The following is a 16,330-nucleotide window of genomic DNA, read 5'->3' as shown; positions in this document are numbered from 1 at the left end:
ACTGATGCCCGGCCGAATTCGATTCGGCCGGGCATCAGTGTCAGAAATTCAGTGTGCGCTAGCTGCACGCCTCGATGACAAGTTCCTTCACACGAGCCGCGTCTGCCTGTCCACGAGTGGCCTTCATGACGTCGCCGACGATCTTTCCGGCGGCCTGCACCTTGCCACTGCGAATCTTGTCCGCGATGTCGGGGTTCGCTGCGAGCGCTTCGTCGACGGCTGCCTTGAGCTTGGTTTCGTCACGTTCGACGACCAACTCCGGGTGGGCCGCGACAACCTGCTCCGGGTCACCCTCGCCGTCGAGGACGTGATCGACGACCTGGCGAGCCACTTTGTTGTTGAGCTTGCCGCTGTCGATGAGAGCTACGACCTGGGCAACCTGCGCCGGGGTGATCGGCAGAGCGCCGAGTTCGACGCCACGGGTGTTCGCCTGCTGTGACAGGTAGGACAGCCACCAGGAGCGCGCTGCCTCGGGCGAAGCACCGGCCTCGGTGGTCGCGATCACCAGATCGATGGCACCGGCGTTGACGAGGTCGCGCATGACCTCGTCGGAAATTCCCCAGTCCTTCTGGATCCGCGCACGGCGAATCCAGGGAAGCTCCGGCAAGGTACCGCGCAGTTCTTCGACCCACTCGGCGCTCGGAGCGACGGGCTCGAGATCCGGTTCCGGGAAGTAGCGGTAGTCCTCGGCCGTTTCCTTCCGGCGTCCCGCTGCGGTGGTGCCGTCGCCTTCCTGGAAATGGCGGGTCTCCTGGATGACCTCACCGCCGGCGTCGAGAACTGCTGCCTGACGGCGCATTTCGTAGCGAACTGCGACCTCGACGCTCTTGAGGGAGTTGACGTTCTTGGTCTCGGTGCGGGTCCCCAGTTCGGTGGAACCGATCGGCATGAGGGAGATGTTGGCGTCGCAGCGCATCGATCCCTGATCCATGCGGACGTCGGAGACGTCGAGGGACTTCAGCAGATCACGAAGCGCCGTGACGTACGCGCGAGCAACCTCGGGGGCGCGCTCACCGGCACCGTGGATGGTCTTGGTGACGATCTCCACCAAGGGAACGCCCGCACGGTTGTAGTCGAGCAGCGAATGGCTGGCACCGTGGATACGACCGGTAGCGCCACCCACGTGGAGGGACTTACCGGTGTCCTCCTCCATGTGGGCGCGCTCGATCTCGACGCGCCACGTCGTGCCGTCGTCGAGGATCACGTCGAGGTAACCCTCGGTTGCGATCGGCTCGTCGTACTGGGAGATCTGGTAGTTCTTCGGCTGATCCGGGTAGAAGTAGTTCTTGCGTGCGAATCGGCCCCACGGCGTGATGGAGCAGTTGAGCGCAAGGCCGATCCGGATCGCGGACTCGACAGCGGCTGCGTTCACCACCGGCAACGAACCGGGCATGCCCAGACAGACCGGGCACACCTGGGTATTGGGTTCGGCACCGAACTCGGTGGGGCACGGGCAGAACATCTTGGTCGCGGTGCCGAGTTCTACGTGCACCTCCATACCCATCACAGGCTCGTACTTGGTCAGTACTTCGTCGTAATCGAGGATGTCGGGCGCATCGACAGCAGTCATGGTGATCAGTTTATGCGTCTGCGGCTCAGCCGAAGAATGCGGCTGCCTCCTCGTAGCGCTCCTTGGGCACCGTCTTGAGTTTGCGGGTCGCCTCGGCGAGCGGAACGAGGTCGATGGACGTTCCGTGCAACGCGACCATCTGACCGAAATCTCCGCGGTGAGCTGCGTCGGTGGCATGAACGCCGAAGCGAGTGGCGAGGATGCGGTCGTGCGGCGTCGGGGTGCCACCGCGCTGAATGTGCCCGAGGACGGTGGTGCGAACTTCCTTGCCGATCCGGCGCTCGATCTCGTTTCCGAGCTGCTGCGCGACACCGGTGAAGATCTTGTGGCCGAACTCGTCTATGCCACCTTCGCGCAGGGTCATCGACGCGGGATCGGGCATCGCACCTTCAGCCACGACGCAGATGAAGTGGGAGTCGCCACGCTGGAAGCGCTTCTTGACCATCGCGCACACCTCGTCGACGTCGAACGGCTGTTCCGGAACCAGAGTCAGGTGTGCCCCCGACGCCAGTCCGGCCTGCAGCGCGATCCAGCCCGCATGCCGGCCCATGACCTCGACGAGCATGACGCGCTGGTGCGATTCGGCCGTGGTGTGGAGCCTGTCGATGGCGTCGGTGGCGACAGCCAAGGCGGTGTCGAAACCGAAAGTCACGTCAGTGCAGTCGATGTCGTTGTCGATCGTCTTGGGCACACCGATCACGGGTACGCCGCTCTCGGAAAGCCAACTGGCCGCGGTGAGAGTGCCTTCGCCGCCGATCGGGATCAGGACGTCGATCCCGTTGTCGTCGAGAGTCTGCTTGATCTGATCGAGGCCCGCACGGAGTTTGTCGGGGTTCACGCGAGCGGTGCCGAGGATCGTGCCACCGCGGGTGAGGATGCGGTTGATGCGGTCATCGGAGTCGAGCGGGACCTTGCGGTCCTCGAGCAATCCTCGCCAGCCGTCCCGGAATCCGACCACGGTACTGCTGTAACGACCGGCCGACGTACGTACGACGGCGCGGATGACCGCGTTCAAGCCCGGGCAGTCGCCGCCGCCCGTGAGGATTCCGATTCGCATAGTGCAGCACCTCTCGTGACCGGATTGTGGATCTTGGTGTCCATCTTCCCCCAGTCACCGTATTGCCGCAGGATAGCGGCGTTGCCGAGCCGCAACGCCGCGCCGTACGGGATCACTAACCTGGCGTGACGAGCCCGCTTTCGTACGCCAACACGACTGCCTGGGCGCGATCGCGCAGATCGAGCTTCGACAGCACCTTCCCGACATGGGTCTTGACGGTCTGCTCGGCGACGAACAGCCGCTCGGCGATCTCGACGTTGGACAATCCGCGGGCGATCAGTTCGAGGACCTCGCGCTCACGCGGGGTCAGGGCGTCCAGCGCTGCGGGCCGTGCGCGCGGGGCCGCCCGCCGGCTGGTCACATCGGCAATCAGACGCCGAGTCACCGTCGGCGCCAGCAAGGCCTGCCCTTCGGCAACGACGCGTACCGCCCGAATCAGTTCCTCAGCCGGTGCGTCCTTGAGCATGAACCCGCTCGCTCCGACGCTCAGGGCCTCGTAGACGTAGTCGTCGATGTCGAAAGTGGTGAGCATGAGGACTCGCACCGGCGGTTCCCATCCGGCGGACAGAATCTGGCGGGCAGCGTCGAGTCCGTTCATCTCGGGCATGCGAACATCCATCAAGACCACATCCGGACGCAATCGCGCGACCTCGGCGACGGCGATCTTGCCGTCCGGCGCATCGCCGATCACGCTGATGTCGGGCTGGGCGGAGAGTAGGGCTCCGAACCCTTGTCGAACCATCGCCTGGTCGTCTGCGATGAATACTGTGATGGGCACTCGGACAGCCTAGGCGGGCATCGACGGCAACTCGGCCCGGACCTCGAACCCTCCGTCCTGTCGCCGGTTTGCCAGCAGCATGCCGCCCACCGCCGAAGCCCGCTCTCGCATTCCGCGGATTCCGTTGCCACCAGTGGTTTCCGACGCCGAGTGCTGATTGCCACCCAATGGCGAAGGTCCGTTGTTCACGAGCGCGCTCACCGATTGCGGACCGAAGGCCACGGCGACCTCGATGGGTCCGCCTGGCGAATGCCTGGCCGCGTTGGTGATCGACTCCTGAATGATCCGGTAGAGCGCAAGGCCCGTGGATTCCGAGACCGACGCTCGATCGCCGTCGACTCGCCACGATACCGGCAAACCGGCACGGGTACTGCCGAGCAACAGGTCGTCCAACTGGTCGACGCCCGGTTGTGGAGCCGTCACCACGGTGTCCCCGTCGCTGCGCAGGACTCCGAGGAGGCCACGGATCTCGTTGAGCGCTGCTCGCCCTGTCTCACTTATCGATTCGAATTCGGTTCGGATCTCCGGAGTGACTGCATCGAGTCTGTACGGCGCACTCTGAGCTTGCACGACCACCATCGACATGTGGTGGGCCACGATGTCGTGCAAGTCGCGGGCGATCCGCGCCTTCTCCTCGAGGATCGTGCGTCGAGTGCGTTCGAGTTCACTGACTTCCTCCTGCTTGGCCAACTGGCGGCGCGAGAGAACCAACCAGCGGATCAACAGGCAGAAGACGACCAGGGCACTCAGCCCGACAGCCCAACCGGCGCCGTCGCTTCCCGGGGCGTTGCCGAGAAAGAGCAGCACTGTGGCGATCCAGGCGACACCGACAACCTGAATGGGCGCCCGCAGACTCACTGCGGCCAGCAACGACATCAGCACGATGATGTGGACGACCTGCCACGGGTAGTCGTAACCGGGAGTGTTGTCGAACACCAACGGGATGATCAACGCCGAGACCGCCGACACCGCCCACCCCAACGGAGCGTTGATCCGGATCAGGACGAACGGAAATGCAGCCAACGCGGCGACGAAGGGCATGATCGGCGGCGAAACATGATGCGTCAGTTGCAGTGTCGGCCAGGCAATCGAATAGAGGATCAGAGTGATCGCTACGATGACGATGTTCCAGAACTGACCGCGGGCCACGAAACTGGTTGCCCGACGCACTTTCTCCGAATGAACGACCGCCCCGTCGAGGCCGGACAGCATCGACCCGGCGGTGGCGTATGTCGGCGCGGGCACATCCGGTGCACCCTTGTTCTTCCTACGGACCTTGATCACTCGTCAAGCCTATGAAGGCGAACCCCGAAAGTCCTCATACTGCAGAGTGAGATCCCCCTACCTCCGAGGTATCACAGGGGAGGGAATTCTCACCCGAATGCGCGTCGGAGAACCCCTCCACAGAGCGATGACCGTCAGGATTGTCCGTTCATAGCGTGAACGGCATGCGGATCACACGGGTGAAAGACCTCTCTCGAAGCGCCGGCACCTGGGCTGCCCTGGCGCTGGCTGCAACGGCAGCGATCACTGTCACTGCCGGAGCGAGCGGAGCCCAGTCGCCCCGCACCGAGAATTCGAACGCATCCAGGGCGATCGCCACCGTGACTACTGCGGATGCCGCTGACGCTGCGACCACCATCCCGGCGGACTTTGCGGCATTCGCCGGTTACACCCCCGCCGTCGTCGACGGATACCTCGCCAATCCCCACGGCGACTGCTCGTCGCCGGTCCCACTTCCCGACGAATTCGACTCGGCCTGCAAAGCGCACGATCTCGGCTACGACCTACTCCGCTACGCGCATTCGCACGGAACGGAACTGGGGCCGTGGGCACGTCAGGTCCTCGACGGTCAGCTCGACCAGCGAATGCATGCCGCGTGTGAAGACCGCACGTCCTTTCTCTCACGAGGGTATTGCTTCGCGATGGCCGATGTAGCCGTCACGGCTGTGAACGGAAACTCCTGGCGCCAAAGCTATCTGACGCCGGTCGCGGAATCGGGATTCGGTTACGGCACGGCCGGTGTTCTGGCAGTCTCCGCCTTCGGCTTCACCCTGATGCGATCGCGGCGCCTCGACCCGTCGAACGAGTTCTCCTACTCCCCGAAAGCGATTGCAGCATGAGCGTTCTGAATGCGTCACGGACCCCCGTCCTCGCCCGAGTCGGGGCGCTCGCACTCCCCCGCGTGTCCACGAGCGTCGCCGTGGCAGCGATGTCCGCCATCTCGCTGGCTCCCGGACTCCTGCCGCGATCAGCCGTACTACAAGGGGTGTTCAGCGGTCTGCTCGTCGCGGCCGGACTACTGGCGATGTGGGCGTTCTCCGCGGTAGCCCGTCGGCTCGTCCCCGACCGGGTCAAGGCCCGATTCGACGAACGTCATTGGCGCATCACCGCGTTCGGGTTGTCGACTGCCGGCACCGCAGTTGCGATGTTCGCCGCCGCCGGTTGGCAGAACTCGTTGCGAGCGGCGATGGGCGCACCGTCTGCCGGACTTCTCCACTGGGCGGAGGCGGGTTGCATTGCAGCACTGACCGCCCTTTCACTCTGGGGCCTCGGGGTCGGACTTTCGAAGGCGCTGCGGTGGATGGGTTTCGCGCGGAGTGTTGGCGCACTGGTCATGGGTGTTCTCGGAGTGCAGTTGGTAGTCGGTCCCGCCGTGTGGAACGGTCTTTCCGATTCGTTCGACAAGTCCAACGCGTACATCGACACCGCTCTGACACAGCCACTTTCGGCCTCCGCGACAGGCAGCTCCGAATCGCTCATCTCGTGGACCTCGATGGGTGCCGAGGGACGCAAGTTCGTCGCAGCAGGCGAAGACTCGGTGCGCGTCTACGCCGGTTTGGATTCGGCACCCGACACTGCATCACGTGCCGCGCTCGCGGTGAGCGAACTCGATCGCGTCGGCGGCTTTACCCGCAACAGCGTCGTAGTGGCCGTTCCGACCGGATCGGGGTGGATCGACACGCATGCAGTCGACGGTATCGAGCAACGGTTCGGCGGCGACGTCGCAATAGTCGGGCAGCAATACTCCGACGCACCCAGTTGGGCGACATTCCTGTTCAGCCGCGACGACGCCGAAGAATCGGCAACCGCTCTGTTCACCGCCGTCGGCAGCCACATTGCCGCTATGCCCGCCGAGGATCGACCGGACCTGTTCCTCTACGGACAGAGCCTCGGCGCCGTCGGCGGCAGCGCCGCACTGTCCGAGGGCAGTCCCATCGTCCCGTGCGACGTGTTGTGGGCAGGTCCCCCGGCCGGCGCGACACGGACGGACGGCGCAACCGTCCTAGCGAACACGTCTGACCCGGTGGTGTGGTGGTCCCCCGCCCTCGCGACGCAGAAGCCGGATCTGAGCCGTGCCGTGCAAGATGCACCGATCCCGCAGTGGATCCCGGGTGTCACGTTCTTGCAGACCACCGTCGACATGCTCGGTTCGCTCGGTGTCCCCGCCGGTCACGGCCATCGCTACGGAACCGATCAGGGGACGGCCCTGAGAACTTGCTCCTGAAACTGCTGTGCGCCTTTATTAACCGCGGGGGGTTGATAAAGGCGCACAGCAAACAGGTCAGACTGCAGTCGCTATCGGGCCGCGTGCAGCTTCGTAGCCCGCACCGACACGGTAGAGGCGCTCGTCAGCCATGGCGGGCGCCATGATCTGCAAGCCCACCGGCAGGTTGTCGTCCGCGGACAGGCCCGAGGGCACCGACATCGCGCAGTGTCCGGCCAGGTTGGTCGGCAGCGTGCACAGGTCGGAGAGGTACATGGCCAACGGATCGCCGACCTTCTCCCCCAACTTCCACGGCGTGAACGGACTGGTCGGCGAGACCAGTACGTCCACCTTCTCGTAGGCCCTGTCGAAATCGCGCGCGATGAGCGTACGAACCTTGAGCGCCGAACCGTAGTAGGCGTCGTAGTATCCCGAGGACAGTGCGTAGGTACCGATCATGATGCGGCGCTTGACCTCCGGACCGAAACCGGCGGCGCGGGTTGCCGCCATGACCTGGTCGGCACTCATGTTGCCGTCGTCGACACGCAGTCCGTAGCGCATGGCGTCGAAGCGAGCCAGGTTGGACGAGACCTCACTGGGCAGCACCAGGTAGTACGACGCGAGCGCATGCTCGAAGCTCGGGCACGAAACCTCGACAACTTCGGCGCCCAAAGCCTTGAGTTGCTCGACAGCAGCGTCGAAGGAAGCGATGACGCCGGGCTGGTAGCTGTCGGAGTGAAGTTCCTTGACCACACCGACTTTGACGCCGCGCAGGTCGCCGGCTGCACCTTCACGTGCCGCAGCGACCACCGGACGCACGGGGGCGTCGATGGACGTGGAGTCACGCGGATCGTGTCCGGCGATGACCTCGTGCAGCAGAGCGGTGTCGAGCACGGTGCGACCACAGGGGCCGCCCTGAACCGCAGCGGGCTGACGGATCGAACCGCCGGTGTCAGTGCCGATGGCCAGCGGGGCCTGACGGGACGCGAGCGCAGCCGCACTGCCGCCGCCCGAACCACCGGGGATGCGGGTGACGTCCCACGGGTTACGCGTCGGGCCGAAGGCCGAGTTCTCGGTCGAAGAGCCCATCGCGAACTCGTCGAGGTTCGTCTTGCCGAGGATCGGGATGCCGGCAGCGCGCAGCTTGGAGGTCAGAGTCGCGTCGTACGGCGCGACCCAGCCTTCGAGAATCTTCGACGCACAGGTGGTCGGCATGTCCGTCGTGGTGAAGATGTCCTTCAACGCAATCGGAACGCCGGCGAGTGCCGAAGCAGGTTCGTTTCCGCCTGCGAGCGAGTTGTCCACTGCTGCGGCGGCTTCGAGAGCCTGTTCGCCTGCAACGTGCAGGAAGGCGTGGTACTCGGTGTCGACGGCCGCGATGCGGTCGAGATGCGCCTGCGTGACCTCTACGGAGGACACCTCACGCGAGTGGATCTTGCCGGCCAGCTCAGCGGCGTCCAGCGTGGTCAGATCGGTCATTCGCCCTCTCCAAGGATCTGCGGAACCGCAAAGCGATCCTGTTCGACTGCGGGTGCTCCGGACAATGCCTGCTCGGGGGTCAACCCGGGCACGATCACGTCGGGGCGCGTCACGTTGGTGACGGCATTGGGATTCGCCATGGGCGGGACGTCGTCGGCCGCAACCTCGGTGACCACCTTGACGTGGTTGAGAATCGAATCCAACTGACCGGCGAACTCGTCGAGTTCGGCATCGGACAGGGCGAGTCTGGACAGCCGCGCGAGGTGCGCGACCTCGTCACGGGAGATGGCAGGCACCGCGGGGCCCCTTTCGGAAGAGGACGTGAACATTGCCGGTCCAGCCTAGTTGCTCGCCGCGACAGACCTGTAAGCACGCCCGCTGTATCGAACGACGAGCACGCTCACTGTGTCGATCGCCACGCCGAAAGCCCGCAGTGTGTTTCGCTCGTGTGACAAGCATGTGCATCTGGCGTGACGCCGCGGCGGCGCCCACCATCGCAGGTTGGGCAAGTGCAAAGATGAGTCAGGCCCGGGTCGACGTGATCCGGGCGAGAACCGATCAGCGAAAGGCACGCACGTGTCGTACCTGCTTCGCGTCCAACTGCCCGATCGACCAGGCAGCCTCGGCGCGCTCGCCGTAGCTCTCGGATCCGTGGGCGCAGACATCCTCTCCCTCGACGTCGTGGAACGAGGTGACGGTTTTGCCATCGACGACCTCGTGGTCGACGTCGAACCGGGCGCGCTGCCCGACACCTTGATCACCGCTGCCGAGCATCTACCGGACGTGCTGGTCGATTCGATCCGCCCCTACGCCGGGATTCTCGACACTCACCGTGAGCTCGAACTCATAGATTCCGTTGCGACGGCCCGAAACGATCGACTACAGGTCCTCGTCGACGGCGCGCCGCGTGTACTGCGAGTCGGCTGGTGCGTCGTCGCGGACATCGGCAAGCACGGTGCGTACCGCGTCGTCGGTAGCGCCGGCGCGCCGGAAACCCACGCCACCGACATTCCGTGGATGCCACTGGACAAGCCCACCGCCCTCGACGGCGAGGCCGACTGGGTTCCGGACGTATGGCGCGACATGAACACCAGCCTCGCTGCCGCACCTCTCGGCTCCGGCAATCGAGTCCTCATGCTCGGTCGTCCCGGTGGGCCCGAATTCCGCCCTTCGGAGATAGCCCGCCTCGGCTACCTCGCAGGAATCGTGGCGACGGTACTGGGTTGACCAGGCTGGCTGATCAGGCCAGGCCGCGCACCATGACGGTCAGTTCCATACCGCGAATCGGCTCCCACGCCCGCTCGGGATCGGGGACGAAACCGTTGCGGTCGTAGATACGACGGGCATCGACCATCTCGGGCTGCGTCGAGATGACCACCGAGTGATCGCCGCGGTCGTAGGCTTCGGCGATCACTGCGCGAACCAATGCGGTTCCGGCGCCCGATCCCCGAGCTTGCGGCGAGACTGCGAGCATGCGGAACTCGAGTTCGCCCTTCTGCGCAACATCCGCGAAGGGCGTGCCGGGTTCTGCGATCGTCAACGAGCCCACGACTTCGTCACCGAGAACCGCAACCAGCACCCGGCCCTGCTCCACCCGAGTTGCGGTGTCTCGCAGGCGCTCCGCGTACGGCGATCCGCCGGCGACAAATCCGCCACCCACGTACGACTGCACTGTCAGCTCCCCGACGGTCTCGAACTCAGCCGGTAGAACTTCACGAATCTCGATCATGGCGTCACTATCGCACCCAGCACACCAATCTCAGAAATCGGACAAAGTCACTCTGGTTCGTCCAAATCGGTGGGAGCGACCGCATCCGGGCCATCTTCGAGCAACCGCCGGAAGCCGTCTTCGTCGAGCACCGGCACACCCAATTCGACCGCCTTGTCGTGCTTGGAACCGGGCGCTTCACCGACGACGACAAACGCAGTCTTCTTCGAGACCGACCCTGCCGCCTTACCGCCGCGCACCAGAATCGCTTCCTTCGCCTGATCACGCGAGTAGGTCTCGAGCGAACCGGTGACGACGATCGAGAGGCCCTCGAGATTGCGCAGAATCGAATCGTCGCGTTCATCCTCCATGCGTACTCCGGCCGACGCCCACTTGTCGACGATCTGCTGATGCCAGTCGACGGAGAACCACTCCACGACGGCGGCGGCGATAGTCGATCCGACGCCGTCCACTGCAGCCAACTCGTCGACCGAGGCTTCCCGAATGCGTTGCAGCGAGCCGAATTCGCCGGCCAACGCCCTCGCGGCAGTGGGGCCGACGTGCCGAATCGACAGTGCCACAAGCACTCTCCACAGCGGCTTGTCCTTGGCCGAATCCAGGTTGGCCAGCAAGCGTTTTCCGTTGGCGGACAGGGATCCCGCATTGGTGCGGAAGATCGGAACTTCGATCAGTTTCTCGGCGTCGAGTGAGAAGAGATCGCCCTCGTCGCCGATGACCTTCGCCTCCAACAGCCCGGTCGCGGCCTCGTAACCGAGCACCTCGATGTCGAATGCACCGCGCCCCGAGACGTGGAACACGCGCTCGCGCAACTGCGCCGGGCAGTACTGCTGATTGGGGCATCGCACGTCGACGTCGCCCTCTTTCGCGGGTGCCAACAACGTGCCGCACTCGGGACAATGTGTCGGCATGACGAACTCGCGCTCGGTACCGTCACGAACGTCTGCCACGGGACCGAGAACCTCGGGGATGACGTCTCCGGCCTTGCGCAACACCACGGTGTCGCCGATCAGCACACCCTTGCGCTTGACCTCCGAGCCGTTGTGCAGCGTGGCCAAGGACACAGTGGAACCCGCCACCGTGACGGGTTCCATGTACGCGAACGGCGTCACACGACCCGTACGTCCGACACTGACCCGGATGTCGAGGAGCTTGGTCGTGACCTCTTCCGGCGGGTACTTGTACGCGATCGCCCACCGTGGTGCGCGCGACGTGGTGCCCAGACGTCGATGTAACGACATCTCGTCGACCTTGACCACCAACCCGTCGATCTCGTGCTCGACGTCGTGGCGGTGTTCTCCCCAGTACTTCATCTTCTCGACCACGGCGTCGGCGCCGACCACCCGTGAGGTGTGCGTGGACACCGGCAGACCCCAGGCGGCGAGGGCCACGTAGGCGTCGTACTGCGAGGCCGGCTCGAAACCTTCCATGCGCCCGAACCCGTGGCAGATCATTCCGAGGCGGCGACGCGCGGTGACGGCAGGATTCTTCTGACGCAGGGAGCCCGCCGCGGAGTTGCGCGGATTGGCGAACGGCGCCTTCCCCTCCTCCACCAGGGAGGCATTGAGTGCTGCGAAGTCCTCGAGGCGGAAGAACACCTCGCCACGCACCTCGAGCAGGCTCGGAATCGGGTACTCGTCCGTGGCGGTAAGGCGCTCCGGGATGTCGTTGATCGTCAGAGCGTTGAGCGTGACCAGCTCGCCCGTACGACCGTCACCGCGGGTTGCGGCACGAACGAGTTTGCCGTTCTCGTAGACGAGATTGAGGGCGACACCATCGATTTTCACTTCACAGAGATAGTGCAGTTCCGGCCCGGTTTCCTGCTCTACCTTGGCGATCCATGCTCGGAGCTCCGACTCGTCGAAGACGTTGTCGAGGCTGAGCATCCGCTCGAGGTGGTCGACGGACGTGAAGTCAGTCGCGAATCCGCCACCGACGAGTTGCGTCGGAGAGTCGGGAGTTCGCAGATCCGGGTACTGCTCTTCGAGAGCATTGAGCTGCCCGAGCAATGTGTCGAATGCACCGTCCGAAATGACGGGCGCATCACGAACGTAGTAGCGGAACTGATGCTGGCGTACCTCTTCGGCCAGCTCCGTCCACTGCTCGCGCGCCTCGTTGGGCGCTGGCTGCATTGCATCCGCGGTTTCAGTCACAGCTAGAAGATTATCGGTTCACACCGACACACCACACGACTCCACATCGGAACGCACACACTAGAACGCCGACGGATCGTCCACCAATGCCTTGCCGACGTCTGTACACAGCCGAAGGGCGGCACGAGCCCAGTCGAGGTTCGCACCCGCAAGACCGCAACGCGGAGTGACCGCGACCTGGGTCTGCAGGAGTTCACGCGAGAAGCCGAGACGATCTACCAGGGTGACGGCGGGCATCGCACACTCTTTCCACGTCACCGGCTTTTCCGGCTCCACGGACGGAACCAGACCGAGCGCCAATTCCTTGCCGGCGTCGAACAACTGGCCGATACCGTCGAGATCGCGTGAGCCGATGAGCGACATGTCGAAGCTCACGCCGAACGCCTGGCTTCGCCTCAGTAGATCCCACGGCATGTCTGTGCCGCAGCTGTGGACGATTGTGGGCTGTCCGCAACCGCTGATCGTCGAGTCGAGTACGGCGAGTGCCTCGGGTTCCGGCAGTGCCGGAACGCTCTCCATCTTGGTGCGCCCAGGCAGCGAACCGGCCAGAACTGCCGCGATCTGCGGCTCGTCCAACTGGATCACCACTGCGGCGCCGGTGCGGCGAGTGACCTCGGCCGCATGACGCGCGAGACCCTCACCGAGTGATTCTGCGACGTCGCGGAGCGCACCGCGGTCGACGAGAACTCGCGAACCGTTTGCGACTTCGATCTCGGCGCCGAGTGTCAGCGGGCCGGCGACTTGGAGCTTGACGACGTGGTCTTCGCCGACCAAGCGCGCTGACTCCCAGGCTTCCTCGAGCGCGTCGAGATCCTGATTCAGAAAGTCCTCGGCTCGCTTCGCGACATTGCCCCTCCGAGGCACGACTCGATAGGCACGGGTCGAGGCGTCGAGGTTGATATCGACCAGAATTGCCCCCGCCCGGCCGACCATGTCAGCGCCGAGTCCGCGGCTCGGCAACTCCACCAGATGCGGGAAACCACCCAGCTCGCCGAGGATGGTTGCGGCACTTTCGCGGGCATCCGTGCCCGGCCAGGATCCGATTCCGGTGACGAGACCACCGATGGAAACCTGCTGCGTCACAGTGTGTTCGGCTCGGATTCGGTACCCGAGATGGTGCCACTGCCGAGGACCTGGTCACCCAGTTCGCGGTCGGGGCGATACAACACCACGGCCTGTCCCTTTGCGACGCCGGTCAGTGGTTCGCGCAACGAGATCGAGATACCGCCGCTTGAAGTACCGTCGTCGACGGCCTCCGCAACGGCCTGCGCCAGTCCACCGTGCGCACGAACCTGCACCATGCATTCGACGGGGCCCTCCGGCGCCTGGCCCGAGGTCCAGATCGCACGCTGCGCCGAGATGGCCCAGACGTCGAGATTCTTGGCCGAACCCACTCGGACCGTTCCGGTTTCGGGCTCGATCGCGGTCACGTACCGCGGACGGCCGTCACCCGCCGGACCTTCGACGCCGAGACCCTTGCGCTGTCCGATCGTGAAGCCGTGTACGCCGTCGTGTGCAGCGAGGACTTCACCCGAATCGGCGTCGACGACGCTTCCCGGACGAACGCCGATGCGCGCACCCAGGAATGCTCGTGTGTCGCCGGTCGGGATGAAGCAGATGTCGTGACTGTCAGGCTTGTTCGCCACAGCCAGACCGCGCTCGGCGGCTTCCTCGCGGATCTGTTCTTTCGGTGTGTCACCGATCGGGAACATCGCTCGCGAAAGCTGCTCAGCCGTCAGCACACCGAGGACATACGACTGGTCCTTGTCCGCGTCGACTGCCCGGCGCAGGACGCCGTCTTCGAGGCGCGCGTAGTGACCGGTCGCCACGGCGTCGAAGCCGAGAGCGACTGCACGGTCGGCGAGTGCGGTGAACTTGATCTTCTCGTTGCAGCGCAGGCACGGATTGGGGGTCTCACCCGCTGCGTACGACGCCACGAAGTCGTCGATCACGTCTTCCTTGAAGCGATCGGCGAAATCCCAGACGTAGAAGGGTATTCCGAGAACGTCGGCGGCGCGCCTGGCGTCGCCGGCATCTTCCTTCGAGCAGCATCCACGCGAACCCGTCCGCAATGCGCCCGGCGCCGTGGACAAAGCAAGATGAACGCCGACGACGTCGTGTCCGGCGGCGACAGCGCGGGCGGCGGCGACAGCGGAGTCGACACCTCCGCTCATGGCTGCGAGTACTCGCATCAGCGATCCCCTCCACGCGAACCGGCACCGGCAAGACCGGCGGCCCGAGCGCGCTCTACTACTTGTGGAAGCGCAGCGATGAGCGCGTCCACATCGGTGACACTCGACGTATGTCCGAGCGAAAATCTCAGTGAGCCACGCGCGACGGGCGATTCGACGCCCATCGCGATCAAGACATGGCTGGCTCTGGCCACACCGGCGGTGCAGGCCGAACCGGTGGAACATTCGATACCGGCGGCGTCGAGCAGCATCAGCAACGAATCGCCCTCGCAGCCGGGGAAGGTGAAGTGCGCGTTACCGGGAAGCCGATCGGAACCGGTCGGGCCGTTGAGCACCGACTCGGGAAGAATCTCCAGGACTCCGTCGATCAAACGGTCACGCAACTGCGCCAATTCCCTTGTGCTGGAATCGAAGTTCTCGACGTTTGCGCGCAGCGCCGCAGCCATCCCGACAACGCCCGCAGTATCCGGAGTGCCCGAACGCAGATCACGTTCGTGTCCGCCGCCGTGAAGGAGCGGCACACACGGAACCTGGCGTCCGAGCAGCAGTGCGCCGACGCCGTGCGGACCACCGAACTTGTGCGCCGCGATGCTCAGCGCGGACAATTTGCTCGCCGCGAAATCGACCGGCAATTGTGCAACTGCCTGAACCGCGTCGCTGTGCATCGGAATCTCGAACTCAGCCGAAATCTCCGCCAACTCCACGATCGGCATGATCGAGCCGACCTCGTTGTTGGCCCACATCACCGTCACGAGTGCTACCTCGTCGGCGTGGACGGAAAGCTCGTCACGCAAGGTCTGCGGATCGACGACACCGTTCTCGTCGACCGGCAACCACGTCACGCGCGCGCCCTCGTGCTGCTGGAGCCACTCGACGGCGTCGAGCACAGCATGATGCTCGACGGAGCTGGCCAGGATGCGAGTGCGTCGCGGGTCTGCGTCACGGCGAGCCCAGTAGATGCCCTTGACCGCGAGATTGTCGCTCTCGGTGCCTCCGGAGGTGAAGATGACCTCCGACGGCCGCGCACCCAGGCTGGCGGCGATCGATTCGCGCGATTCCTCGACGCGGCGCCGGGCCGCACGGCCGGAGCCGTGCAGCGAGGACGCGTTGCCCACGGTTTTGAAGGTATCGGTCATCGCCTCGATAGCGGCTGCCGACATCGGAGTCGTGGCGGCATGATCGAGGTACACCGGAAATCCGGCGTGGGCACTGTGTGCAGGCAGAGTCATGGCTTGACAAGGATAGCCCAGCACGAGAGTTCGACCAGCCTCGCTCAGCAGGCTAAGCGCTCATCGCCGGGGAAGGATCGATTTGTCCCACTGCTTGTGTCACGAGTTCCGGTGCGGGGTCGAAGATGTCGTGAGCTGCCAGATCGATGATGTCGACGCCGCGTACGGCTCTCTCGCATCGCTGCGCGAGATCGAATCGACACTCCCCTGCCTCCTCGAGCGGAGCCAGCCTGACCTTCACCTCGACGTTCTTCTGACGCAGGATCCGACGGATGGACTGACCGATCGTTTCGGTGCCGACAAAGCAGGGTCCGGTGCACAGGGAACCGTCGGCGTTCTCGTAGCGGATCGCCATCGGCTGAACCGGGCATTCGGCGTCGACGGCTGCTTGGAACATCGCCGGACGAAAACCGCCGTACGCCCGCCCGCACCAGGTCGTTCCCTCGGGGAACACCATCACCCGGACACCTCGCTGCAGGCGTTCGCGAACGACGTCGACGGTTCCGGGGAGTTCACGCAGGCGAGCGCGGTCGATGGGGACGACGCGCATCCGGCGCGCGAGACCGCCGAGCACTGCCCAGTCGAGCAGGTCGGCGCGGGCGACGAAGTTGGCCGGAGCAACGGCGCTCGCGACGAGGACGTCGGTCCAGGACACGTGA

At 64.8% G+C, this 16,330-nt stretch carries 15 protein-coding genes; 3 read left to right on the top strand and 12 right to left on the bottom strand.

The genetic code is table 11. The features are described from left to right. Positions 1-58: 58 nt before the first annotated feature. From gatB to YH3_RS26365, 4 genes are all read right to left on the bottom strand, one after another. Entirely contained in the window at positions 59-1,570 is a 1,512-nt protein-coding gene (gene gatB / locus YH3_RS26380; RefSeq protein WP_007729370.1) for an Asp-tRNA(Asn)/Glu-tRNA(Gln) amidotransferase subunit GatB, read from the bottom strand. A 25-nt stretch (positions 1,571-1,595) separates the two neighbouring features. Further along, positions 1,596-2,627, bottom strand: coding sequence for an ATP-dependent 6-phosphofructokinase (locus tag YH3_RS26375; RefSeq protein WP_047271265.1), 1,032 nt, complete (start codon positions 2,625-2,627; stop codon positions 1,596-1,598). Positions 2,628-2,742: 115 nt separating this feature from the next. Then, positions 2,743-3,405, bottom strand: coding sequence for a response regulator transcription factor (locus YH3_RS26370; RefSeq protein WP_007729374.1), 663 nt, complete (start codon positions 3,403-3,405; stop codon positions 2,743-2,745). Positions 3,406-3,414: 9 nt separating this feature from the next. Beyond that, the gene (locus tag YH3_RS26365; RefSeq protein ID WP_030535406.1) at positions 3,415-4,689 is read right to left on the bottom strand and encodes a sensor histidine kinase; all 1,275 of its coding nucleotides are present in this window, start codon (positions 4,687-4,689) and stop codon (positions 3,415-3,417) included. A gap of 164 nt (positions 4,690-4,853) precedes the next feature. Between YH3_RS26365 and YH3_RS26360 the strand changes: the two genes are divergently transcribed. Together YH3_RS26360 and YH3_RS26355 are read left to right on the top strand one after the other, a co-directional pair. Next, the gene (locus tag YH3_RS26360; protein ID WP_030535405.1) at positions 4,854-5,528 is read left to right on the top strand and encodes a hypothetical protein; all 675 of its coding nucleotides are present in this window, start codon (positions 4,854-4,856) and stop codon (positions 5,526-5,528) included. Next, the gene (locus YH3_RS26355) at positions 5,525-6,913 is read left to right on the top strand and encodes an alpha/beta-hydrolase family protein (RefSeq protein ID WP_047271263.1); all 1,389 of its coding nucleotides are present in this window, start codon (positions 5,525-5,527) and stop codon (positions 6,911-6,913) included. The genes YH3_RS26360 and YH3_RS26355 overlap by 4 nt, the downstream gene beginning before the upstream one ends. A 57-nt stretch (positions 6,914-6,970) precedes the next feature. On the opposite strand, the gene YH3_RS26350 is transcribed toward YH3_RS26355, so the two are convergent. Beyond that, complete coding sequence (locus YH3_RS26350) at positions 6,971-8,371, bottom strand: Asp-tRNA(Asn)/Glu-tRNA(Gln) amidotransferase GatCAB subunit A (RefSeq protein WP_064444388.1); 1,401 nt, start codon at positions 8,369-8,371, stop codon at positions 6,971-6,973. Further along, a complete protein-coding gene (gene gatC, locus YH3_RS26345) occupies positions 8,368-8,667 on the bottom strand; it encodes an Asp-tRNA(Asn)/Glu-tRNA(Gln) amidotransferase subunit GatC (protein WP_003944747.1) in 300 nt (99 codons plus the stop codon). The genes YH3_RS26350 and gatC overlap by 4 nt, the downstream gene beginning before the upstream one ends. Before the next feature lie 280 nt (positions 8,668-8,947). On the opposite strand from gatC, the gene YH3_RS26340 reads away from it, so the two are divergent. Further along, a complete protein-coding gene (locus YH3_RS26340) occupies positions 8,948-9,598 on the top strand; it encodes an amino acid-binding protein (protein WP_003944719.1) in 651 nt (216 codons plus the stop codon). A 13-nt stretch (positions 9,599-9,611) separates the two neighbouring features. On the opposite strand, the gene YH3_RS26335 is transcribed toward YH3_RS26340, so the two are convergent. From YH3_RS26335 to YH3_RS26310, 6 genes are all read right to left on the bottom strand, one after another. Continuing rightward, positions 9,612-10,100 (bottom strand): GNAT family N-acetyltransferase, encoded by a 489-nt coding sequence (locus tag YH3_RS26335; RefSeq protein WP_003944764.1) that lies wholly within the window; start codon positions 10,098-10,100, stop codon positions 9,612-9,614. A gap of 47 nt (positions 10,101-10,147) precedes the next feature. Further along, a complete protein-coding gene (gene ligA / locus YH3_RS26330) occupies positions 10,148-12,229 on the bottom strand; it encodes an NAD-dependent DNA ligase LigA (protein ID WP_371595642.1) in 2,082 nt (693 codons plus the stop codon). 81 nt (positions 12,230-12,310) lie between these two features. Next, positions 12,311-13,333 (bottom strand): methionine synthase, encoded by a 1,023-nt coding sequence (locus YH3_RS26325; RefSeq protein ID WP_047271261.1) that lies wholly within the window; start codon positions 13,331-13,333, stop codon positions 12,311-12,313. Further along, positions 13,330-14,442 carry a tRNA 2-thiouridine(34) synthase MnmA gene (gene mnmA, locus YH3_RS26320; RefSeq protein WP_042447455.1) on the bottom strand — a complete coding sequence of 371 codons (1,113 nt, stop codon included), beginning with the start codon at positions 14,440-14,442 and terminating at the stop codon, positions 13,330-13,332. Before mnmA ends, YH3_RS26325 begins: the two co-directional genes overlap by 4 nt. Next, a complete protein-coding gene (locus tag YH3_RS26315) occupies positions 14,442-15,671 on the bottom strand; it encodes a cysteine desulfurase family protein (protein WP_064444386.1) in 1,230 nt (409 codons plus the stop codon). Before YH3_RS26315 ends, mnmA begins: the two co-directional genes overlap by 1 nt. Positions 15,672-15,723: 52 nt before the next feature. Then, positions 15,724-16,330 (bottom strand): 1-acyl-sn-glycerol-3-phosphate acyltransferase (locus tag YH3_RS26310; RefSeq protein WP_064444385.1); only part of this gene is annotated, 607 nt, incomplete at its 5' end.

The sequence above is a fragment of the Rhodococcus sp. YH3-3 genome (assembly GCF_001653035.1).
In the GTDB taxonomy this organism is placed as follows: Bacteria; Actinomycetota; Actinomycetes; order Mycobacteriales; family Mycobacteriaceae; genus Rhodococcus_F; species Rhodococcus_F qingshengii.
The sequence above is the reverse complement of the archived record's forward strand: the minus strand, read 5'-3'. Positions and strand labels throughout refer to the sequence as shown.